Here is an 18157-nt window from a genome sequence, read left to right on the forward strand (position 1 = left end):
GTGGGGCCGGAGCGGGAACGCGAAGACGCGCGCCGGGCGAACCCGGCGCGCGTCATCGAGGATCAGACCTCTTTGTAGACCGGGGCCGCGCCGTGGACGGCGTCGCCGACGCGGTGCACGCGCAGGTCGTTCGTCGAGCCCGCGATTCCGGGAGGGGAACCCGAGATCACGACGACCTTGTCACCCACCTCGGCCAGCTTGTTCGTGAGCAGGTAGTCGTCGACCTGCAGGAACATCTTGTCGGTGTGCGACACGTGCTCGACCAGGGTCGAACGCACGCCCCAGGTCAGCGCCAGGCGGCGGCGGATGCCGGGCTCGGGCGTGAACGCGATCATCGGGATGGTCGAGCGCAGACGCGACATGCGGCGAGCCGAGTCGCCCGATTCGGTGAAGACGCAGAGGTACTTCGCCTCGACGAAGTCGGCCACCTCGACGGCGGCGAGGGTGATGGCGCCACCCTGCGTGCGGGGCTTGTTGGTCAGGGGTGCGATGCGCTCCAGTCCGTGCTCCTCGGTCGAGGCGACGATGCGGGCCATGGTCTCGACGACCACGACCGGGTAGTCGCCGACGCTCGTCTCGCCCGAGAGCATGACGGCGTCCGCGCCGTCGAGGACGGCGTTGGCGACGTCGCTGGTCTCGGCGCGGGTGGGCACCGGGCTGTTGATCATCGACTCGAGCATCTGCGTCGCGACGATGACGGGCTTCGCCATGCGGCGGGCCAGCTCCACGGCGCGCTTCTGCACGATCGGCACGGCCTCGAGCGGCAGCTCGACGCCGAGGTCGCCACGGGCGACCATGATGCCGTCGAAGGCGTCGATGATCTCCTCGAGGTTGTCGACCGCCTGCGGCTTCTCGATCTTGGCGATGACGGGGATGTAGCGTCCCTCCTCGGCCATGATCTCGTGCACGCGCTCGATGTCCTTGGCGTCGCGGACGAACGAGAGGGCGATGAGGTCGGCGCCGGCGTTCAGGCCCCAGCGGAGGTCCGCCTCGTCCTTCTCGCTCAGGGCGGGGACGTTCACGGCCACGCCGGGCAGGTTGATGCCCTTGTTGTTCGAGACCGGGCCGCCGACGACGACCTTGGTGGTGACGACGGTGCCGTCGGTCTCGACGACCTCGACGCGCACCTTGCCGTCGTCGATGAGCAGGAAGTCGCCGGGGCGGACGTCCTGGGGCAGACCCTTGAAGGTCGTGCCGACGATCTCCTTGGTGCCGAGGATGTCCTCGACGGTGATCTTGAAGATGTCGCCGGGGAGCAGGTCGTGGGGACCGTTCTCGAACTTGCCGAGGCGGATCTTCGGGCCCTGCAAGTCGACGAGGGCGGCGACCGGGCGGCCGGCGTCCTCTGCGGCCTTTCGCACGTTGGCGAAGTTGGCGTCGTGCACGGAGTAGTCTCCGTGGCTCAGGTTCAGGCGGGCGACGTCCACCCCGGCGTCGATGATGGCGCGAACCATCTCATACGACGACGTGGCGGGCCCGAGTGTTGCGACGATCTTGGCGCGTCTCATCCGTTTTCAAGCTCCGTGAGGATTTTCGGGAAGTGGCCGATCGGCCCTTGCCAGCTTAGGCGGGCAGGAGGCCGATGGCGACATCGGTCGGGCGCACCGGTGCGGGCAGCACCGTCTCGCCCATGAGGAACGTGTCGACCTCGGCGGCGGCCGCGCGGCCCTCGGCGATGGCCCACACGATGAGGGACTGTCCACGACCGGCGTCTCCGGCGACGAACACCCCCGGGGTGCTGGTGGCGTAGGTCGCGTCGCGCTCCACGTTGCCGCGGCCCGTGAACTGCGTGCCCAGCTGGCTCTCGAGGTGCTCGCGCTCGGGGCCGGTGAAGCCCATCGCGATGAGCACCAGGTCGGCCGGGATCTCGCGCTCGGTGCCGCTCTTGGGCACCCGGCGGCCGTCGACGTACTCGGTCTCGGCCACGCGCAGCGCGCGCACCTCGCCCGCGGCGTTGCCGAGGAACTCCACGGTCGAGGCGAGGAAGGAGCGCTCCCCGCCCTCTTCGTGGGCGGATGCCATCTCGAACAGGTTCGGCATCATCGGCCACGGCTGCTCGGCCGGGCGCTCGGACGGAGGCTGCTTGCCGATCGCGAGGTTGGTCACGCTCAGCGCACCCTGGCGGTGCGCGGTGCCGATGCAGTCGGCTCCGGTGTCGCCACCACCGATGACGACGACGTGCTTGCCTTCGGCGGTGATCTGGTGCGGCACCTGGTCGCCGGCGACGGCCTTGTTGCCCTCGATGAGGTACTCCATGGCGTAGTGCACGCCGTCGAGGTCGCGGCCGGGGATCGCGAGGTCGCGCGGCACCGTGGCGCCGGTGGCCACCACGACGGCGTCGTAGCGCGCCCGCAGGTCGCTCCACGAGACGTCCTTGCCGATCTCGACGCCGGCGCGGAAGCGCGTGCCCTCGGCCTGCATCTGGCGCAGGCGCAGCTCGAGGTGGCGCTTCTCCATCTTGAAGTCGGGGATGCCGTAACGCAGCAGACCGCCGATGCGGTCGTCGCGCTCGAACACCGCGACCGTGTGCCCGGCGCGCGTGAGCTGCTGGGCGGCGGCGAGGCCGGCGGGGCCGGAGCCCACGACGGCGACCGTCTTGCCGGTCAGGCGCTCCGGCGGCTCGGGCTCGACCCAGCCGTTGCCGAACGCCTCGTCGATGATCGAGACCTCGACCTGCTTGATCGTCACCGCCGGCTGGTTGATGCCGAGCACGCACGAGCTCTCGCACGGCGCGGGGCACAACCGACCGGTGAACTCCGGGAAGTTGTTGGTCGCGTGCAGGCGCTCGATGGCCGCGCGGCCCTCGCCGCGCCACGTGAGGTCGTTCCACTCGGGAATGAGGTTCCCGAGCGGGCAGCCCTTGTGGCAGAACGGGATGCCGCAGTCCATGCAGCGACCGGCCTGGCGCTTGATGACGGCCGAATCCCCCGGCTCGTACACCTCTTTCCAGTCCATGATGCGCACCGGCACGGGCCGGCGCTTGGGGAGCTCGCGCTCCGTGACCTTGAGAAAGCCCTTCGGGTCAGCCACCCGTCACCTCCAGAATGCGCTTCCAGACGACGTCGCCGTCGGGGTCGAGCCCCTCGGTGACCGCCTCCTGGCGGGTCTGCAGCACAGCGGCGTAGTCGCGCGGCAGCACCCGGACGAAGTTGTCCACCTCGGTCTCGAAGTCGTCGAGCAGACGACGTGCGAGCGTGGAATCGGTCTCTGCGACGTGCTTTTCGAGCAGGTCGCGGAGGATCTCGGCATCCCCCGATCCGAGGGAACCGAGCACGAGTTCACCGGATGCCATGGCCTCACGGTTCACCAGATCGCGGTCGAGCTTGTAGACGTAGGCCTGACCGCCCGACATACCGGCGCCGAGGTTGCGGCCCGTGGCGCCGAGGATCACGGCGAGACCGCCCGTCATGTACTCGAGCGCGTGGTCGCCCACGCCTTCGACCACCGCGGTGGCGCCCGAGTTGCGCACGAGGAAGCGCTCGCCCACGACGCCGTTGAGGAACATCTGTCCCTGGGTGGCGCCGTAGCCGATGACGTTTCCGGCGATGACGTTCTCGGACGCGGCGAAGCTCGAGCCGCGCGGCGGGCGCACGACGATCGTTCCGCCCGAGAGACCCTTGCCGACGTAGTCGTTCGAGTCGCCCTCGAGACGCAGCGTGATGCCCGCGGGCATGAACGCGCCGAACGACTGTCCGGCCGAACCCGTCAGGCGCACGTCGATCGAGTTCTCCGGCAGACCGTGCTCGCCCCGCGCCTTGGTGACGTGGTGGCCGAGCATGGTCCCCACCGCGCGGGCGGTGTTGCGGATCGGCAGGTCGATCGTGAGCTGACCGCCGCCGGCGATGACGTCCTGCGCGCGCTCGATGAGCTGCACGTCGAAGTGGTCCTCGAGTTCGTGGTCCTGGTTGCGCGCGTGGCGACGGGGCTCGTCCTCGGCGAAGCGGGGTCCCTCGAGGATCGGCGCGAGGTCGAGGCCCCGAGCCTTCCAGTGCTGGATCGCCTCGTTGGCATCCAGCAGCTCCGAACGACCCACGATCTCGTCGATCGAGCGGTAGCCCATCGCGGCGAGGTACTCGCGCACTTCTTGAGCGATGAACTCCATGAAGTTGACGATGTACTCGGCCTTGCCGGTGAAGCGCTCGCGCAGGACGGGGTTCTGCGTCGCGACCCCCACGGGGCAGGTGTCGAGGTGGCACACGCGCATCATGATGCAGCCCGAGACCACGAGCGGAGCCGTGGCGAAACCGAACTCCTCCGCCCCCAGGAGGGCGCCGATGATCACGTCGCGACCGGTCTTCATCTGTCCGTCGACCTGTACGACCACGCGGTCGCGCATGCCGTTGAGCATGAGCGTCTGCTGCGTCTCGGCCAGGCCCAGCTCCCACGGCGTGCCCGCGTGCTTGAGCGAGTTCATCGGGCTCGCGCCCGTGCCGCCGTCCTGGCCCGAGACCAGGATGACGTCGCTCAGCGCCTTGGCGACACCCGCGGCGACCGCACCGATACCCGACTGGCTCACCAGCTTGGTGTGGATGCGGGCCGAGGGGTTGGCGCGCTTGAGGTCGAAGATGAGCTGCTTGAGGTCTTCGATCGAGTAGATGTCGTGGTGCGGCGGCGGCGAGATGAGACCCACACCCGCGGTCGCGTGACGCGTGCGCGCCACCCACGGGTACACCTTCGTCGGCGGCAGCTGACCGCCTTCGCCGGGCTTGGCGCCCTGGGCGAGCTTGATCTGGATGTCGTCGGCCTGGGTCAGGTACAGGCTCGTCACACCGAAGCGACCGGATGCCACCTGCTTGATCGCACTGCGACGCTCGGGGTCGAGAAGCCGGTCGACGTCTTCTCCGCCCTCGCCGGTGTTCGACTTGCCGCCGATGCGGTTCATCGCCACCGCGAGCACCTCGTGCGCCTCCTTCGAGATCGAGCCGTAGCTCATGGCGCCGGTCGAGAAGCGCTTGACGATCGCCGAGACGGGCTCGACCTCGTCGATCGGCACGGCGGGGCGGGTGCCCGTGCGCAGGCCGAACAGACCGCGGAGCGTCTTGAGCTCGTGCGCCTGGTCGTCGATGAGCTGCGTGTACTCGCGGAAGATGTCGTACCGGCGCTCGCGCGTGGCGTGCTGCAGGCGGAACACCGTGTCGGGATTGAACAGGTGCGGGGCGCCGTCGCGGCGCCACTGGTACTCGCCGCCGGTCCACAGGCGCTCGTGCGCGCGGGCCGCCGCGTCCTGCGGGTAGGCGTACTCGTGGCGCGCGGCGTTCTCGGCCGCGATGACGTCGAGGCCCACGCCGCCGAGCTTGGTCTCGGTCCCGGTGAAGTAGGCGTCGATGAAGTCGCGCGACAGGCCAACCGCTTCGAACACCTGGGCGCCGGCGTACGACGACACGGTGGAGATGCCCATCTTCGACATGATCTTCAGCACGCCCTTGCCGAGCGCGTAGATCAGGTTCTTGACGGCCTTCTCGGGCGTGACGTTCGTGATGAAGCCGGCGCGCACGAGGTACTCGACGGTCTCCATCGCCAGGTACGGGTTGACCGCCGAGGCGCCGTAGCCGATGAGCGTCGCCACGTGGTGCACCTCGCGGACGTCGCCCGCCTCGACCACGAGACCGACCTTCATGCGGGTCTCTCTGCGGATGAGGTGGTGGTGCACGGCCGCGAGCATGAGCAGCGACGGGATCGGAGCCAGGTCTTTGTTCGAGTCACGGTCGCTGAGCACGATGAACTCGGCGCCGTCCTCGATGGCCTGGTCGACCTCGGAGCACATCTGCGTGAGGCGCTTCTGCAGCCCCTTGTGCCCGGCCTCGACGCGGTAGAGGCCGCGGATCGTCACCGACGAACGGCCCGGCAGGGCCGTGTCGATGTGTTGGATCTTGGCCAGCTCGTCGTTGTCTATCACGGGGAAGTCGAGCGTCACCGTGCGGGTGTGATCCGGACCCCAGTCGAGCAGGTTGCGCTCGGGGCCGAGGCCCAGGGAGAGCGAGGTCACGACCTCTTCGCGGATCGAGTCCAGGGGCGGGTTGGTGACCTGCGCGAACTGCTGCGAGAAGTAGTCGAACAGCAGGCGCGGGCGGTCGCTGAGCACGGCGACGGGAGCGTCGCTGCCCATGGCGCCCAGCGGCTCGGCGCCGCCCTGGCCCATCGGGGTGAGCAGGATGCGCACTTCTTCTTCGGTGTAGCCGAAGGTGCGCTGACGACGCGTGATCGAGGCGATGGGGTGCACGATGTGCTCGCGCTCGGGCAGCTCGCTGAGCTTGACCCGGCCCTTGTCGACCCATTCCCCCCACGGGTGGAGGGCGGCCAGGTCGGCCTTGATCTCCTCGTCTTCGACGATGCGGCGCTGGGCCGTGTCCACGAGGAACATGCGACCGGGCTGCAGCCGGCCGCGGCGCTTGATGCGCTCGGGCGCGAAGTCGAGCACGCCGGTCTCGGAGCCGATGACGACGAGGCCATCGGTGGTCTCGGTCCAACGCCCCGGGCGCAGGCCGTTGCGGTCGAGCGTCGCGCCGACGAGCGTGCCGTCGGTGAAGATCAGCGCGGCGGGTCCGTCCCACGGCTCCATCTGCATGGAGTGGAAGTCGTAGAAGGCGCGCAGGGCGGGGTCGATCGTCGCCTGCTTCTCGTACGCCTCGGGGACCATCATCATGATCGCGTGGGGCAGGCTTCGGCCGGTCAGGGTGAGCAGCTCGAGGACCTCGTCGAAGGATGCCGAGTCGCTGGCGCCGTCGGTGCAGATGGGAAGCAGCGGGCGGATGTCGCCGATCAGCTCGGACTCGAGCTGCGACTGGCGCGCGCGCATCCAGTTGCGGTTGCCCTTGACGGTGTTGATCTCGCCGTTGTGCGCGAGCATGCGCAGCGGCTGCGCGAGCGGCCACGACGGGAACGTGTTCGTCGAGTAGCGCGAGTGCACGACGGCGAGCTCGGATGCGAAGCGCTCGTCCTGCAGGTCGGGGTAGAACGGCTCGAGCTGGAGCGTGGTGACCATGCCCTTGTAGCCGAGCGTGCGGCTGGACAGCGACACGAAGTAGGCCTCGAGCTCGTGACGCGCGCGCTTGCGCAGACGGTAGACGCGGCGGTCGAGGGCGATCCCCGACAGGGTCGGCTGGTCGCCGGTCGCCGGACGCGAGACGAAGAGCTGCTCGAACGCGGGCCGTGCCTCGTAGGCGAGCTTGCCGAGGTTCTCGGGCTCGACGGGCACCTCGCGCCACCCGAGCACCTCGAGGTTCTCGTGACGGGCGATCTCTTCGATTCCCGCCTTCATCGCGGCGCGCTCGTCGTGACCGAGAGGCAGGAACACCATGCCCGCGGCGTACTCCCCCACCGGCGGCAGGTCGAAGTCGACCACCGCGCGCAGGAACGCGTCGGGCATCTGGGTCAGGATGCCGGCACCGTCACCGGTACCCGCATCCGAACCGATGGCGCCGCGGTGCTCGAGGTTGCGCAGCGCGGTCAGCGCCAGATCGATGATGTCGTGTCCGGCTTCGCCGCGGAGAGTGGCGACCATGGCGAGGCCACAGGCGTCTTTCTCGAACGACGGGTCGTACATTCCCTGGCGGGCGGGGAATGCGCCTCCGACGGTGTCGGAACGCAGGCTGGAAGCCATATCAACCGTCCTCACGTTGATGCTTCGAATGGGACGACGTCGGCCCAGAGTTTATTTCGTGGCGGGGCTGCTTGTGGCGCTGGTGCCGACGGTGTCGCTCGTCGCGGGCGGCTCGCTCACGTCGACGAAGTCAGAGGGGTCGCCTGAGTCTACAGCCCCCGGCGCCTTCGATTCGCGCCCGGGTGCGTACGGCGACGGCTCGAGACCGTGGTGACGACGCGACTGCACGACGAAGATCACGATGCCGAGGACGACGCCGAAGATGGCGGCCCAGACGTTGGTGCGAAGGCCCAGGATGATGTCGCTGGGGTCGATGCGGATGGATTCCCAGACGATTCGGCCCGCGGAGTACCAGACGAGGTAGATCGCGAACTGCTTGCCCCACTGCAGGGTGAAGCGCTTTCCGACGAAGAGGATGACCGCCGCGCCGAGCAGGTTCCAGATGACCTCGTAGAGGAAAGTCGGCTGGAAAAGCGTGCCCGATGGCAGTCCGACCGGGATCGCGGGATTGCCCGAGGCGATCTCCAGACCCCACGGCAGGTCGGTGGGCTGGCCGAAGAGCTCCTGGTTGAACCAGTTGCCGAAGCGGCCCATCGCCTGGGCGATGATGAGGCCCGGGGCCAGCGCGTCGGCGAAGGTCCAGAAGCGGATGCCGGTCCACTTGCATCCGAGGATGGCGCCGATCGCGCCGCCGATGAGGGCGCCGTAGATGGCGATGCCGCCCTCCCAGATGGCCCACACCGATCCGGGCTGGGTGATGTTCCACGGGTTCGACCCGGGGCCGAAGTAGAAGCCCAGGTGCGTGACGACGTGGTAGATGCGCGCCACGACGATCGCGAGCGGAACCGCCAGCAGGCAGATGTCGATGACGACCCACTTCTCGGCACCGCGACGCGTCAGGCGCGCGTTGGTGAGGAAGATCGCAACGATGATGCCCGCGATGATGCACAGGGCATAGAAGTGGATGCGGAGGGGACCGAGATCGACGTACGAGATGGTCGGGCTCGGGATGCTGGCGAGCACGCCGGAGGCGGCGCTCGAGAGGGCGAACGTCATGGCTTCGAGTCTAGGCGCGCTGCGCGGTGCCCGCAGACAGCTCGCGCGCCAGGGCCGACAGGCCCTCGACGCCTCCGTCGCGGAGCGCCTTGACGAGCGCGGTACCCACGATCGCCCCGTCGGCGTACTCGACGACCCCGGCGACCTGCTCGGCGTTCGAGATGCCGATACCCACGCACGCGTGCTCGGCCCCGAACGAGCGCAGGCGCTCCACGAGGCCGCGGGCGGCGGCGTCGAGCTGTGCCCGCTCTCCCGTGATGCCCATGGTCGAGACGGTGTAGACGAAGCCGGTGGACGCCTGGACGATCATCCGGAGGCGCTCGTCCGACGAGGTGGGGGCGGCGAGGAAGACGCGGTCGAGACCCGTGCGCTCGCTCGCGGCGATCCACGCGGCGCCGGCGTCGGGGGTGATGTCGGGCGTGATGAGCCCGGCGCCGCCCGCCGCGATGAGCTCGTCGGCGTAGCGATCGACCCCGTACTGCTCGACGAGGTTCCAGTACGTCATGACGAGGATGGGCACGTCGGTGCGCGCGTTCACCTCGCGGATGATCGTGAACAGATCGGCCATGCGGAAGCCGTTGGCCAGGGCCGTCTGCGTCGCCTCCTGGATGACGAGGCCGTCCATCACCGGGTCGCTGTAGGGCGGGCCGAGTTCGATGACGTCGGCGCCGGCCTCGGCCAATGCGACCGCCGCCTCGATGCTCGTCGCCACGTCGGGGAAGCCCGCGGGCAGGTAACCGACGAACGCCCCGCGGCCTTCGGCGTGGGCGGCGTCGATGGCCGCGGACACGCGCGAGGTCACAGTTCGACCCCCGCGCCGCTCGCGGCATCCGGGGCCGGGGTCACGTCGACGGGAGAACCCGGGGCGGATGCCACGGCCTCGGCCGCCCTCGTCTGCGGAGCGCCCTCGGGGCCCTCCGGTGCGTGCTCGGCGTCGTACAGGTCGAAGTACCGCGCGGCGGTGTCCATGTCTTTGTCGCCGCGACCCGACAGGTTGACGGCGATCACGGCATCCGGGCCCAGCTCACGACCGACCCGAAGAGCGCCGGCGAGGGCGTGGGCGGATTCGATCGCGGGGATGATGCCCTCGGTGCGCGACAGCAGACGCAGGGCCTGCATCGCCTCGTCGTCGGTCGCGGGGATGTACTGCGCGCGACCGATGTCGGCGAGCCACGCGTGCTCGGGGCCGACGCCCGGGTAGTCGAGCCCGGCCGAGATCGAGTGCGACTCGGTGGTCTGGCCGTCTTCGTCCTGCAGCACGTAGGTGCGCGCGCCGTGCAGGACGCCGGGGCGACCCCGCTCGATCGAAGCCGCGTGCTGGGGGGTGTCGACGCCGTCACCGGCCGCCTCGACCCCGTAGAGGGCGACGCCCTCGTCGTCGAGGAAGGCCTCGAACATGCCGATCGCATTGGATCCACCGCCGACGCACGCGAACACGGCGTCGGGCAGGCGACCGAGGCGCTCGAGGAACTCGGCGCGGGTCTCTTCGCCGATGATCTTCTGGAAGTCGCGCACCATAGCCGGGAACGGGTGCGGGCCCGCGGCGGTGCCGAAGATGTAGTTGGTCGTCTCGACCGAGGCGACCCAGTCGCGGTACGCCTCGTTGATCGCGTCCTTCAGGGTGCGTGAGCCGGTCGTCACGGGGATCACCTCGGCACCGAGCAGACGCATGCGAGCGACGTTGAGGGCCTGACGCTCGGTGTCGACCTCACCCATGTACACGACGCACTCGAGGCCGAACAGAGCGGCGGCGGTCGCGGTGGCCACGCCGTGCTGGCCCGCGCCGGTCTCGGCGATCACGCGGGTCTTGCCCAGGCGCTTGGTCAGCAGCGCCTGGCCGAGCACGTTGTTGATCTTGTGCGAGCCGGTGTGGTTGAGGTCCTCGCGCTTGAGGAAGACGCGTGCGCCTCCCGCGTGCTCGGCGAAGCGCGGCACCTCGGTGAGCACCGAGGGGCGACCCGCGTAGTCGTGCAGCAGCGCGCGCAGCTCGGTGTGGAACTCGGGATCGGCCATCGCTGACTCGTAGACCTCGGTGAGCTCGTCGATCGCCGCGATGAGCGACTCGGGCATGAACCGGCCACCGAAGTCGCCGAAGAACGGCCCCCTCTGGTCGCGCAGGTTCGAAGGGACAGCGGTGGTCATGTCGTCTCCTGGAGGAACGCGCGCAGAGTGGCGACGGGGTCACCGGTGACGAGGGCCTCGCCCACGAGCACCACGTCGGCTCCGGCGGCGCGGTAGTGCGCGACGTCGGCGGGGGCGAGCACCGCGGACTCGGCGATCTTGATCGCATCGGCCGGGAACCGGTCGGCGAGGGAGCCGAACAGGTCGCGGTCGAGCTCGAAGGTCGAGAGGTTGCGGGCGTTGACGCCGATGAGTTTCGCGCCCAGGTCGGAGGCGCGCTCGAGCTCTTCGGCCGAGTGCGTCTCGACGAGAGCGGTCATGCCCAGGTCGGTGACGAGGCTGTAGAGCTCGGTGAGCGTCTTCTGGTCGAGGGCCGCGACGATCAGCAGCACGAGATCGGCGCCGGACGCGCGGGCCTCGAGCACCTGGTAGGGCGTGGCGATGAAGTCTTTGCGCAGGACGGGGACGCTCACGGCCGAGCGCACCGCCTCGAGATCGGCGAGGCTCCCCTTGAATTTGCGGCGCTCGGTGAGCACCGAGATCGCCGAGGCTCCACCCTCTTCGTACAGGCGGGCCTGACGCGCGGGGTCGGGAATGGCCGCGAGATCGCCGCGCGAGGGACTCGCGCGCTTGACCTCGGCGATGATCTTCACGCGGTCGGCGGGAGCGAGCATGGCCAGCGCGTCGCGCGCGGGCGTCTGCGCGAGGGCCTCGCGCTCTACCGCGGCGAGGGGACGCGCCTGAGCGCGCTCCTCGGCGTCTTCTACCGCTCCGGCCGTGAGATCGGCCAGTGCCATCAGTGGGCCTTCGGGTTGGACTTCGCGCCGTTCGCGCCGTAACCGGCCTTGGTCATGGCCCAGCCGACGATCGCACCGACGACGAGCAGACCCACCGAGGCCCACACCAGGACGGGCATGTCGAGCCAGAAGAACAGCGTGCCGAGCGTGAACGCGACGAGCATGATGATCACGGCCGTCCAGGCGGCGGGCGAGTGTCCGTGGCCGGGGTCGCCGATGGGGTTGCTCATGGGGCTCCTTACAGTCGCGCGCGAGCGCGGGGGAAAGCGTTCGTCCAGTCTACCGAAGCGGGGGTGCCGTCCCGGCGCCGACGTCTCGATGTCGCGAGGTCGGGCTCAGGCCGTGGGGTCGTCGCCGCGCGAGAGGTCGTCCCACGAGTCGATGGCGTCGTGCGGGCGACCGGTCTCGGCCCCCGCCTCGGTCGCGGTGCGGTACTTCCGGCTCGCCCCCGACGCCCACCGGCGAGCGGTGACGAGGGTGAAGAGGGATGCCGCGAGCAGGACGACCTGCGCGAGCAGCGTCACCGCCGGCCACGGCGTCAGCGACAGGCCCGAGACGAGGGAGGCCACGGCATCCGTTCCGGAGATCCCCGTCGCGTCGGTGACGGTGGCCGCGGTGGCCGAGACCGGGGTCGCGAAGAGGATCTGCGCGGTGCCGAAGCCGACGAAGGCGGCGATCAGCACGCCGAGCGCGCCGAAGACGTACCGCAGCACGGGGCCGACGATCGACATCGCGGCCCCGAGGGCGAGGGCCGCCAGGCTCAGCGGGGTCAGAACGGGCAGGGCCTCGGCGCCCGGAACGGCCAGCGTCTGCTGCGCGCCGTCGTCGAGAGTGACGTCGATCCAGGTCTGCGTCGAGGCGATCACGCCGATCGCTCCGGCCAGGAGCATCGCGAGCACCGCCGTCGAGCGGGCGCGACGCATCAGCGCTCCCCCACGACCGGGTGCAGGTCGTCGGCGTCGAAGCAGGTGTGGTCGCCCGTGTGGCAGGCGGCGCCGATCTGGTCGACCTCGATGAGCAGCGTGTCGCCGTCGCAGTCCAGGCGCGCGCCCTTGACGAGCTGGATGTGGCCCGACGTGTCGCCCTTGCGCCAGTACTCCTGGCGGGAGCGCGACCAGAACGTCACGCGGCCGGTGGTGAGCGTGCGGTTCAGGGCCTCGGCATCCATCCACCCGACCATCAGCACCTCGCGCGAGTCGAACTGCTGGATCACCGCGGCCACCAGGCCGTCGGCGTCGTACTTCACGCGGTCGACGCTCATCGGCGCACCTCGATCCCGTCGGCGGCCATCGCGTCTTTGACCTGCCCCACGGTCAGCTGGCCGGAGTGGAACACGGACGCCGCGAGCACGGCGTCGGCGCCGGCCTGGATCGCGGGGGCGAAGTGCTCGAGCTCGCCCGCGCCACCGGAGGCGACGACCGGAACCGCGGCCACCTGGCGCATGAGGCGCACGAGCTCGAGGTCGAAGCCCTGCTTGGTGCCGTCGGCGTCGATGGAGTTGACCAGCAGCTCGCCGGCTCCGCGCTCGACGGCCTCGCGCGCCCATTCGAGGGCGTCGAGGGTGGTCTCGGCGCGGCCGCCGTGGGTGGTCACGACGAAACCGGAGGGGGTGGATGCCGAGCGCTTCACGTCGAGCGAGAGCACCACGACCTGTGCGCCGAAGCGGTCCGCGATCTCGCCGATCAGGTCGGGCCGCGCGATCGCGGCGGAGTTGACGCCGATCTTGTCAGCACCGACGGAGAGGAGACGGGCGACGTCGTCGGCGGAGCGGACTCCCCCGCCGACGGTCAGCGGGATGAAGACCTGCTCGGCCGTGCGGCGGACGACGTCGTACGTCGTCGAGCGCTCGTCGACGGTCGCGGTGACGTCGAGGAAGGTGACCTCGTCGGCTCCCTGCTCGAAGTAGAGCTTGGCGAGCTCGACCGGGTCGCCCATGTCGCGCAGGTCGAGGAAGTTCACGCCCTTGACGACGCGGCCCGCGGCGACGTCGAGGCACGGGATGACGCGACGCGCGAGGGTCATCAGAGCCTCGCGGCGAGGATCTCGGTGACGAGGATCGCGCGCGCACCGATCGCGTAGAGCTCGTCCATGACGCGGTTGACGTCGCGGCGCGGGCTCATCACGCGCACCGCCACCCACTCGGGGTCGCGCAACGGCGAGATGGTCGGCGACTCCAGGCCCGGGGCGACGGCGATGGCCTGCTCGACGAGGTGCGCGGGCAGGTCGTAGTCGACGAGGACGTACTTGCGCGCGGCGAGGACGCCGCGCAGGCGTCGCAGCAGCGTCTCGGTGCCCTCGACCTCGTTCGGACCCGAGATCAGAACGGCGTCGCTCTCGAGGAGCACCGGACCGAAGATCTCGAGCCCCGCCTGACGCAGCGTCGTTCCGGTCGAGACGACGTCGGCCACGGCATCCGCCACTCCGAGCTGGACGGCGGATTCGACGGCTCCGTCGAGCGGGACGATGTCGACCGCGATGCCGCGCTCGTCGAGGAAGGCGTCGACCAGGCCCGGGTAGGCGGTGGCCACGCGCAGGCCCTCGAGGTCCTGGACGTCGGTGAAGCGGCCGGGGCGACCGGCGAAGCGGAAAGTGGAGCCGGCGAAGCCGAGCGACTCGACCTCGCGAGCACCGGGCATGCGGGCATCGAGCAGGAGGTCGCGGCCGGTGATGCCGACATCGAGCGCGCCGGAGCCGACGTAGGTCGCGATGTCACGCGGACGGAGGTAGAAGAACTCGACCTCGTTCACGGGGTCGACGGTGTACAGGTCTTTCGAGTCGCGTCGTCCGGTGTACCCGGCCTCCGAGAGCATCTCGGCGGCGGTTTCGGCGAGCGACCCCTTGTTCGGCACGGCGATTCGCAGCATGACGGGGGCTTTCGTGTGGGGTGAGCTGTGGGAGGAGGGGCGCGGCTCAGAGATGTCGGTAGACGTCCTCGAGCGACAGGCCCTTCGCGAGCATGAGCGTCTGCAGGTGGTAGAGCAGCTGCGAGATCTCTTCGGCCGCGGCCTCGTCGGACTCGTACTCGGCGGCCATCCACACCTCGGCGGCCTCTTCGACGATCTTCTTGCCGATCGCGTGGACGCCGGCATCCAGCTGAGCGACGGTGCCGGAGCCGGCGGGTCGCTCGACGGCCTTGGCGCTGAGTTCCGCGAACAGGTCGTCGAAGGTCTTCACGGTTCCAGGGTATCGGGTCGGCGGGGGTGGGGTTGCCCGCGGGGCGGTGTGGGCGGCGTGGGGCGCGGGGCGCGGCGGGGCGGGCGGGGGTGCGGGACGGGCGGCGGGCGCGTGCGGGTGCGCCGGCGGCGACGGGCGCTGGCGGTGGCGCAGGGCGCGGCGGGGCGGGCGGCGGGTCGTGATAAACGCCCGCTGCACCGAGAAACGCCCGCAGCGAGCGTTTCCCCGTGCAGCGAGCGTTTATCAGCGGTGGGGCAGTGAACCTCCCCGCGCCGGGCCGTCAGTGGCGGTGGCGGGCTGCCGAGGCGCGCAGCGACTGGATCGCACGGTCGGGGTCATCGGCGCCGAACACCGCGGAACCGGCGACGAACGTGTCGGCCCCGGCCTCGGCTGCCTGGGCGATCGTGGACTCGCCGATGCCGCCGTCGACTTGCAGCCACACGCTCGCACCCCGGCGCTTCGCCTCGTCGGCGAGGGCGCGGAGCTTCGGCATGGTCTCGGGCATGAACGACTGCCCGCCGAAGCCGGGCTCGACGGTCATCACGAGGATCTGGTCGAACTCGTTGAGCGCCTCGAAGAGGTTCTCGACGGGGGTGCCGGGCTTCACGGCGACGCCCGCGCGTGCTCCGATCGAGCGCAGCCGACGAGCGAGGGTGATCGGGGATGCCGCGGCCTCGAGGTGGAAGGTGACGGATGCCGCCCCGAGCTCGGCGTACGCCGGAGCCCAGCGGTCGGGGTCGTCGATCATCAGGTGCACATCGAGCGGGACGGGGCTCGTCTCCTGGATGCGGCCCACCATCTGCGGCCCGAACGTGAGATTCGGCACGAAGTGGTTGTCCATCACGTCGACGTGGACGAAGTCGGCCCCCGCGATGCGCGCGAGCTCGGCCTCCATGTTCACGAAGTCGGCGGCGAGGATGCTCGGGTTGATGCGCGGGGCGTCGGTAGGCACCCGACCATTATGGGCGCGTCCAGCGGCCGCGCCGCGCTCGCCCGGCGGCGTGAGGGGTCAGAACCCGTCGCCGGGAACGCGCCCAGGCGACGAGAAGTGACCCCTCACGCGAGGATACGCGGACGAGAGGGGCGCGCGCGGGGCTCAGCGCTTGCGCAGCAGCGCGATCGACATCGCGTCGGTGCCGTGCCTGTGCGGCCAGAGCTGTGCGCGGAGCGATCCGTCGGCCTGGTCGGGCAGGTCGATGTCGTCCAGGGCGATCGAGCGGACCACGGCGCGGGCGTCGAGTTCTTCGGCGGTCTCGCCCAGCGTGCGCTTGACCTCGGCCAGCACGCCCGAGGTCTCGGCCAGGTGCGGCGAGCACGTGACGTAGGCCACCACTCCCCCGGGTTTCAGGGCCTCGAACGCCGCGAGCACGAGCTCCTGCTGCAGCGCGGTGAGATCCGGCACGTCGGCCGGCGTCTTGCGCCAGCGCGCCTCGGGTCGGCGTCGCAGTGCGCCGATCCCGGTGCACGGGGCGTCGACGAGGATGCGGTCGTACTCCCCCGGCGTCCGGGCCGCGCGCTCGCGCCCGTCCTCTTCGCTCACCTCGACGTCGAGGGGGACGGATGCCACGGCCTGGCGCACCAATCCCGCTCGGGCCGGGGCGATCTCGTTGGCATCCAGCGTCGCCCCGTGCGCGAGGGCTTCGGCGGCGAGCAGCGCGGTCTTGCCTCCCGGGCCCGCGCACAGGTCGAGCCAGCGCTCGCCCTCGCGGACGGGCAGGACGCGGCTGAGGGCCAGGGCCGCGAGCTGCGAACCCTCGTCCTGCACGCGGATCCGTCCGTCGGACGAACGAATGAGCCCCTCGGGGTCTCCCCCGCGGGTGGTGAACGCCGTCGGGGCGTAGCGCGTGGGCGTCGCTTCGTCGGGCACCTCGGCAAGGCCCGGCAGGGCGATCATCGCGACGTGCGGGGCGACGTTGTCCGCCTCGAGCAAACCGTCGAGCTCGTCGGCGCGGCCCTCGGCGGTCAGGGCCCGACGAAGCGCCCGCACGATCCACACCGGGTGCGAGGTGGTCAGGCCGATGCGCTCGTCGTCGCTGCGGGCGCCGGCGGCGATGCGCTGCATCCACTGACCGGGGTTGTCGCGCGAGACCCGGCGCAGCACGGCGTTGGCGAAGCCCGCCGCGCCCTTGCCGCCTCCGTGGCGACGCGCGAGCTCGACGGACTCGTTGACCGCGGCGTGCGAGGCCACCCGGGTCGACAGGAGCTGGTGGACGCCGAGCCGCAGGGCGTCGAGGACGGCGGGGTCGATCCGATCGATCGTGCGGTCCGCGGCGGCGGCGATGATCGCGTCGTAGGTGCCGCGTCGACGGAGGGTGCCGTACGTCAGCTCGGTCGCGAGCCCGGCGTCTTTGGCATCCAGTCGCTGTCGCGCGATCGCGTGCGGCAGCAGGAGGTTGGCGTAGGCCTCGTCCCCCGACACCGCCCGCAACACCTCGTACGCGACGGCGCGTGCTCCCTGCACGCTCATGCGCCCAGCACCGGTTCGCTCGAGCGCAGACCCCGGAACCAGTCGCCCGCGGCCATCGCGCCCTTGCCGGCCGGCTGGACCGTCTCGAGGCGGAGGGGCGTGCTCCCCGTGCCGACGACGACGTCTTTTCCGGATGCCGTGACCCGGCCGGGCGGTAACGGCGGGGCCTCGGCGGGGGCGGCGCGCAGGATCTTGAACCGGGCCCCCTCGAGCGTAGTGTGCGCACCGGGCTCGGGCGTGACCCCGGCGATCTGGTGCAGGAGGCTCTCGGCATCCCGGGTCAGATCGAGGGCACCGTCGTCGAGGGTGAGCTTGGGGGCGAGGGTCGGTTCGCCCTGCTGCGCGACGGCGACGGCGGTGCCGTCGGCGATGTCGTCGACCACGCGGGCGAGCAGCGGCGCGCCGATCTCGGCGAGGTCGTCGAGCACCGTGGCCGAGGTGGCCCCGGCGGGCACCTCGTAGCGCTCCTCGGCGAACACGTCGCCGGCGTCGAGGGCGGCGACCAGCTGGAAGACGCTCGCGCCCGTGACCGCATCGCCCGCCATGAGCGCGCGCTGCACGGGAGCCGCACCGCGCCAGCGCGGGAGTAGTGAGAAGTGCAGGTTGATCCAGCCGTGCGCGGGCGTCGACAGCAGCGGCTCGCGCACGAGTCCGCCGTACGCGACGATCACCCCGAGATCGGGCTCGAGTTCCGCGATGCGGGCGGTCACCTCGGCGTCGAGACGGTCGGCCTTGATGACAGGGATACCGAGCTCTTCGGCGACCTGTGCAACCGGCGAGGGGGTGAGGACGCGCTTGCGTCCCAGGGGCGCGTCGCTTCGGGTGATGACGGCGGCGATCTCGTGCGGACCTGCCGCCAGAGCGCGGAGCGACGGGACGGCGACGGCGGGTGTGCCGGCGAAGACGAGGCGCATGGGTCTCCTCAGACTCTCGGGAACGGGC

The 18157-nt window shown here is 70.6% G+C and carries 16 protein-coding genes; all 16 read right to left on the minus strand.

The window, feature by feature from the left end:
* Positions 1–62 precede the first annotated feature (62 nt).
* On the minus strand, positions 63–1508 hold the full coding sequence (gene pyk, locus F9B98_RS09340) for a pyruvate kinase (protein WP_150956401.1): 1446 nt from the start codon (positions 1506–1508) through the stop codon (positions 63–65).
* A gap of 55 nt (positions 1509–1563) precedes the next feature.
* Positions 1564–3030 carry a glutamate synthase subunit beta gene (locus F9B98_RS09345; RefSeq protein WP_150956404.1) on the minus strand — a complete coding sequence of 489 codons (1467 nt, stop codon included), beginning with the start codon at positions 3028–3030 and terminating at the stop codon, positions 1564–1566.
* A complete protein-coding gene (gltB, locus tag F9B98_RS09350) occupies positions 3023–7600 on the minus strand; it encodes a glutamate synthase large subunit (RefSeq protein WP_150956407.1) in 4578 nt (1525 codons plus the stop codon). Before gltB ends, F9B98_RS09345 begins: the two co-directional genes overlap by 8 nt.
* A gap of 51 nt (positions 7601–7651) precedes the next feature.
* Complete coding sequence (gene lgt / locus F9B98_RS09355) at positions 7652–8656, minus strand: prolipoprotein diacylglyceryl transferase (RefSeq protein ID WP_150956410.1); 1005 nt, start codon at positions 8654–8656, stop codon at positions 7652–7654.
* Positions 8657–8666: 10 nt separating this feature from the next.
* Entirely contained in the window at positions 8667–9458 is a 792-nt protein-coding gene (trpA, locus tag F9B98_RS09360) for a tryptophan synthase subunit alpha (RefSeq protein WP_150956413.1), read from the minus strand.
* Positions 9455–10798, minus strand: a complete 1344-nt coding sequence (trpB, locus tag F9B98_RS09365) for a tryptophan synthase subunit beta (RefSeq protein WP_150956416.1) — start codon at positions 10796–10798, stop codon at positions 9455–9457. The genes trpA and trpB overlap by 4 nt, the downstream gene beginning before the upstream one ends.
* Positions 10795–11574 (minus strand): indole-3-glycerol phosphate synthase TrpC, encoded by a 780-nt coding sequence (trpC, locus tag F9B98_RS09370; RefSeq protein WP_150956419.1) that lies wholly within the window; start codon positions 11572–11574, stop codon positions 10795–10797. The genes trpB and trpC overlap by 4 nt, the downstream gene beginning before the upstream one ends.
* Positions 11574–11804, minus strand: a complete 231-nt coding sequence (locus F9B98_RS09375; RefSeq protein WP_116239751.1) for a DUF6704 family protein — start codon at positions 11802–11804, stop codon at positions 11574–11576. The genes trpC and F9B98_RS09375 overlap by 1 nt, the downstream gene beginning before the upstream one ends.
* Positions 11805–11909: 105 nt before the next feature.
* Positions 11910–12497: a Trp biosynthesis-associated membrane protein gene (locus tag F9B98_RS09380; protein WP_150956422.1), complete on the minus strand. Its 588-nt coding sequence runs from the start codon at positions 12495–12497 to the stop codon at positions 11910–11912.
* Positions 12497–12835: a phosphoribosyl-AMP cyclohydrolase gene (gene hisI, locus F9B98_RS09385; RefSeq protein WP_056231816.1), complete on the minus strand. Its 339-nt coding sequence runs from the start codon at positions 12833–12835 to the stop codon at positions 12497–12499. Before hisI ends, F9B98_RS09380 begins: the two co-directional genes overlap by 1 nt.
* Complete coding sequence (gene hisF / locus F9B98_RS09390; RefSeq protein WP_150956425.1) at positions 12832–13596, minus strand: imidazole glycerol phosphate synthase subunit HisF; 765 nt, start codon at positions 13594–13596, stop codon at positions 12832–12834. The genes hisI and hisF overlap by 4 nt, the downstream gene beginning before the upstream one ends.
* Entirely contained in the window at positions 13596–14438 is an 843-nt protein-coding gene (gene hisG / locus F9B98_RS09395) for an ATP phosphoribosyltransferase (RefSeq protein WP_150956428.1), read from the minus strand. Before hisG ends, hisF begins: the two co-directional genes overlap by 1 nt.
* 46 nt (positions 14439–14484) lie before the next feature.
* Positions 14485–14748 carry a phosphoribosyl-ATP diphosphatase gene (locus F9B98_RS09400; RefSeq protein ID WP_150956431.1) on the minus strand — a complete coding sequence of 88 codons (264 nt, stop codon included), beginning with the start codon at positions 14746–14748 and terminating at the stop codon, positions 14485–14487.
* A gap of 280 nt (positions 14749–15028) precedes the next feature.
* Positions 15029–15700 carry a ribulose-phosphate 3-epimerase gene (gene rpe / locus F9B98_RS09405; RefSeq protein WP_150956434.1) on the minus strand — a complete coding sequence of 224 codons (672 nt, stop codon included), beginning with the start codon at positions 15698–15700 and terminating at the stop codon, positions 15029–15031.
* A 144-nt stretch (positions 15701–15844) separates the two neighbouring features.
* Entirely contained in the window at positions 15845–17215 is a 1371-nt protein-coding gene (locus tag F9B98_RS09410) for an RsmB/NOP family class I SAM-dependent RNA methyltransferase (protein ID WP_191966754.1), read from the minus strand.
* Complete coding sequence (fmt, locus tag F9B98_RS09415) at positions 17212–18129, minus strand: methionyl-tRNA formyltransferase (protein WP_150956437.1); 918 nt, start codon at positions 18127–18129, stop codon at positions 17212–17214. Before fmt ends, F9B98_RS09410 begins: the two co-directional genes overlap by 4 nt.
* Positions 18130–18157: the final 28 nt, after the last annotated feature.

It is taken from the genome of Microbacterium testaceum StLB037, from assembly GCF_008763945.1.
Taxonomy (GTDB): Bacteria; Actinomycetota; Actinomycetes; order Actinomycetales; family Microbacteriaceae; genus Microbacterium; species Microbacterium testaceum_G.

Coding starts and splice junctions, on each gene's coding strand:
- pyk (WP_150956401.1), bottom strand. CDS start 1,508: ATGAGACGCGCCAAGATCGTCGCAACACTCGGGCCCGCCACGTCGTCG.
- gltB (WP_150956407.1), bottom strand. CDS start 7,600: ATGGCTTCCAGCCTGCGTTCCGACACCGTCGGAGGCGCATTCCCCGCC.
- lgt (WP_150956410.1), bottom strand. CDS start 8,656: ATGACGTTCGCCCTCTCGAGCGCCGCCTCCGGCGTGCTCGCCAGCATC.
- trpB (WP_150956416.1), bottom strand. CDS start 10,798: ATGACCACCGCTGTCCCTTCGAACCTGCGCGACCAGAGGGGGCCGTTC.
- trpC (WP_150956419.1), bottom strand. CDS start 11,574: ATGGCACTGGCCGATCTCACGGCCGGAGCGGTAGAAGACGCCGAGGAG.
- F9B98_RS09375 (WP_116239751.1), bottom strand. CDS start 11,804: ATGAGCAACCCCATCGGCGACCCCGGCCACGGACACTCGCCCGCCGCC.
- F9B98_RS09380 (WP_150956422.1), bottom strand. CDS start 12,497: ATGCGTCGCGCCCGCTCGACGGCGGTGCTCGCGATGCTCCTGGCCGGA.
- hisI (WP_056231816.1), bottom strand. CDS start 12,835: ATGAGCGTCGACCGCGTGAAGTACGACGCCGACGGCCTGGTGGCCGCG.
- hisF (WP_150956425.1), bottom strand. CDS start 13,596: ATGACCCTCGCGCGTCGCGTCATCCCGTGCCTCGACGTCGCCGCGGGC.
- hisG (WP_150956428.1), bottom strand. CDS start 14,438: ATGCTGCGAATCGCCGTGCCGAACAAGGGGTCGCTCGCCGAAACCGCC.
- F9B98_RS09410 (WP_191966754.1), bottom strand. CDS start 17,215: ATGAGCGTGCAGGGAGCACGCGCCGTCGCGTACGAGGTGTTGCGGGCG.
- fmt (WP_150956437.1), bottom strand. CDS start 18,129: ATGCGCCTCGTCTTCGCCGGCACACCCGCCGTCGCCGTCCCGTCGCTC.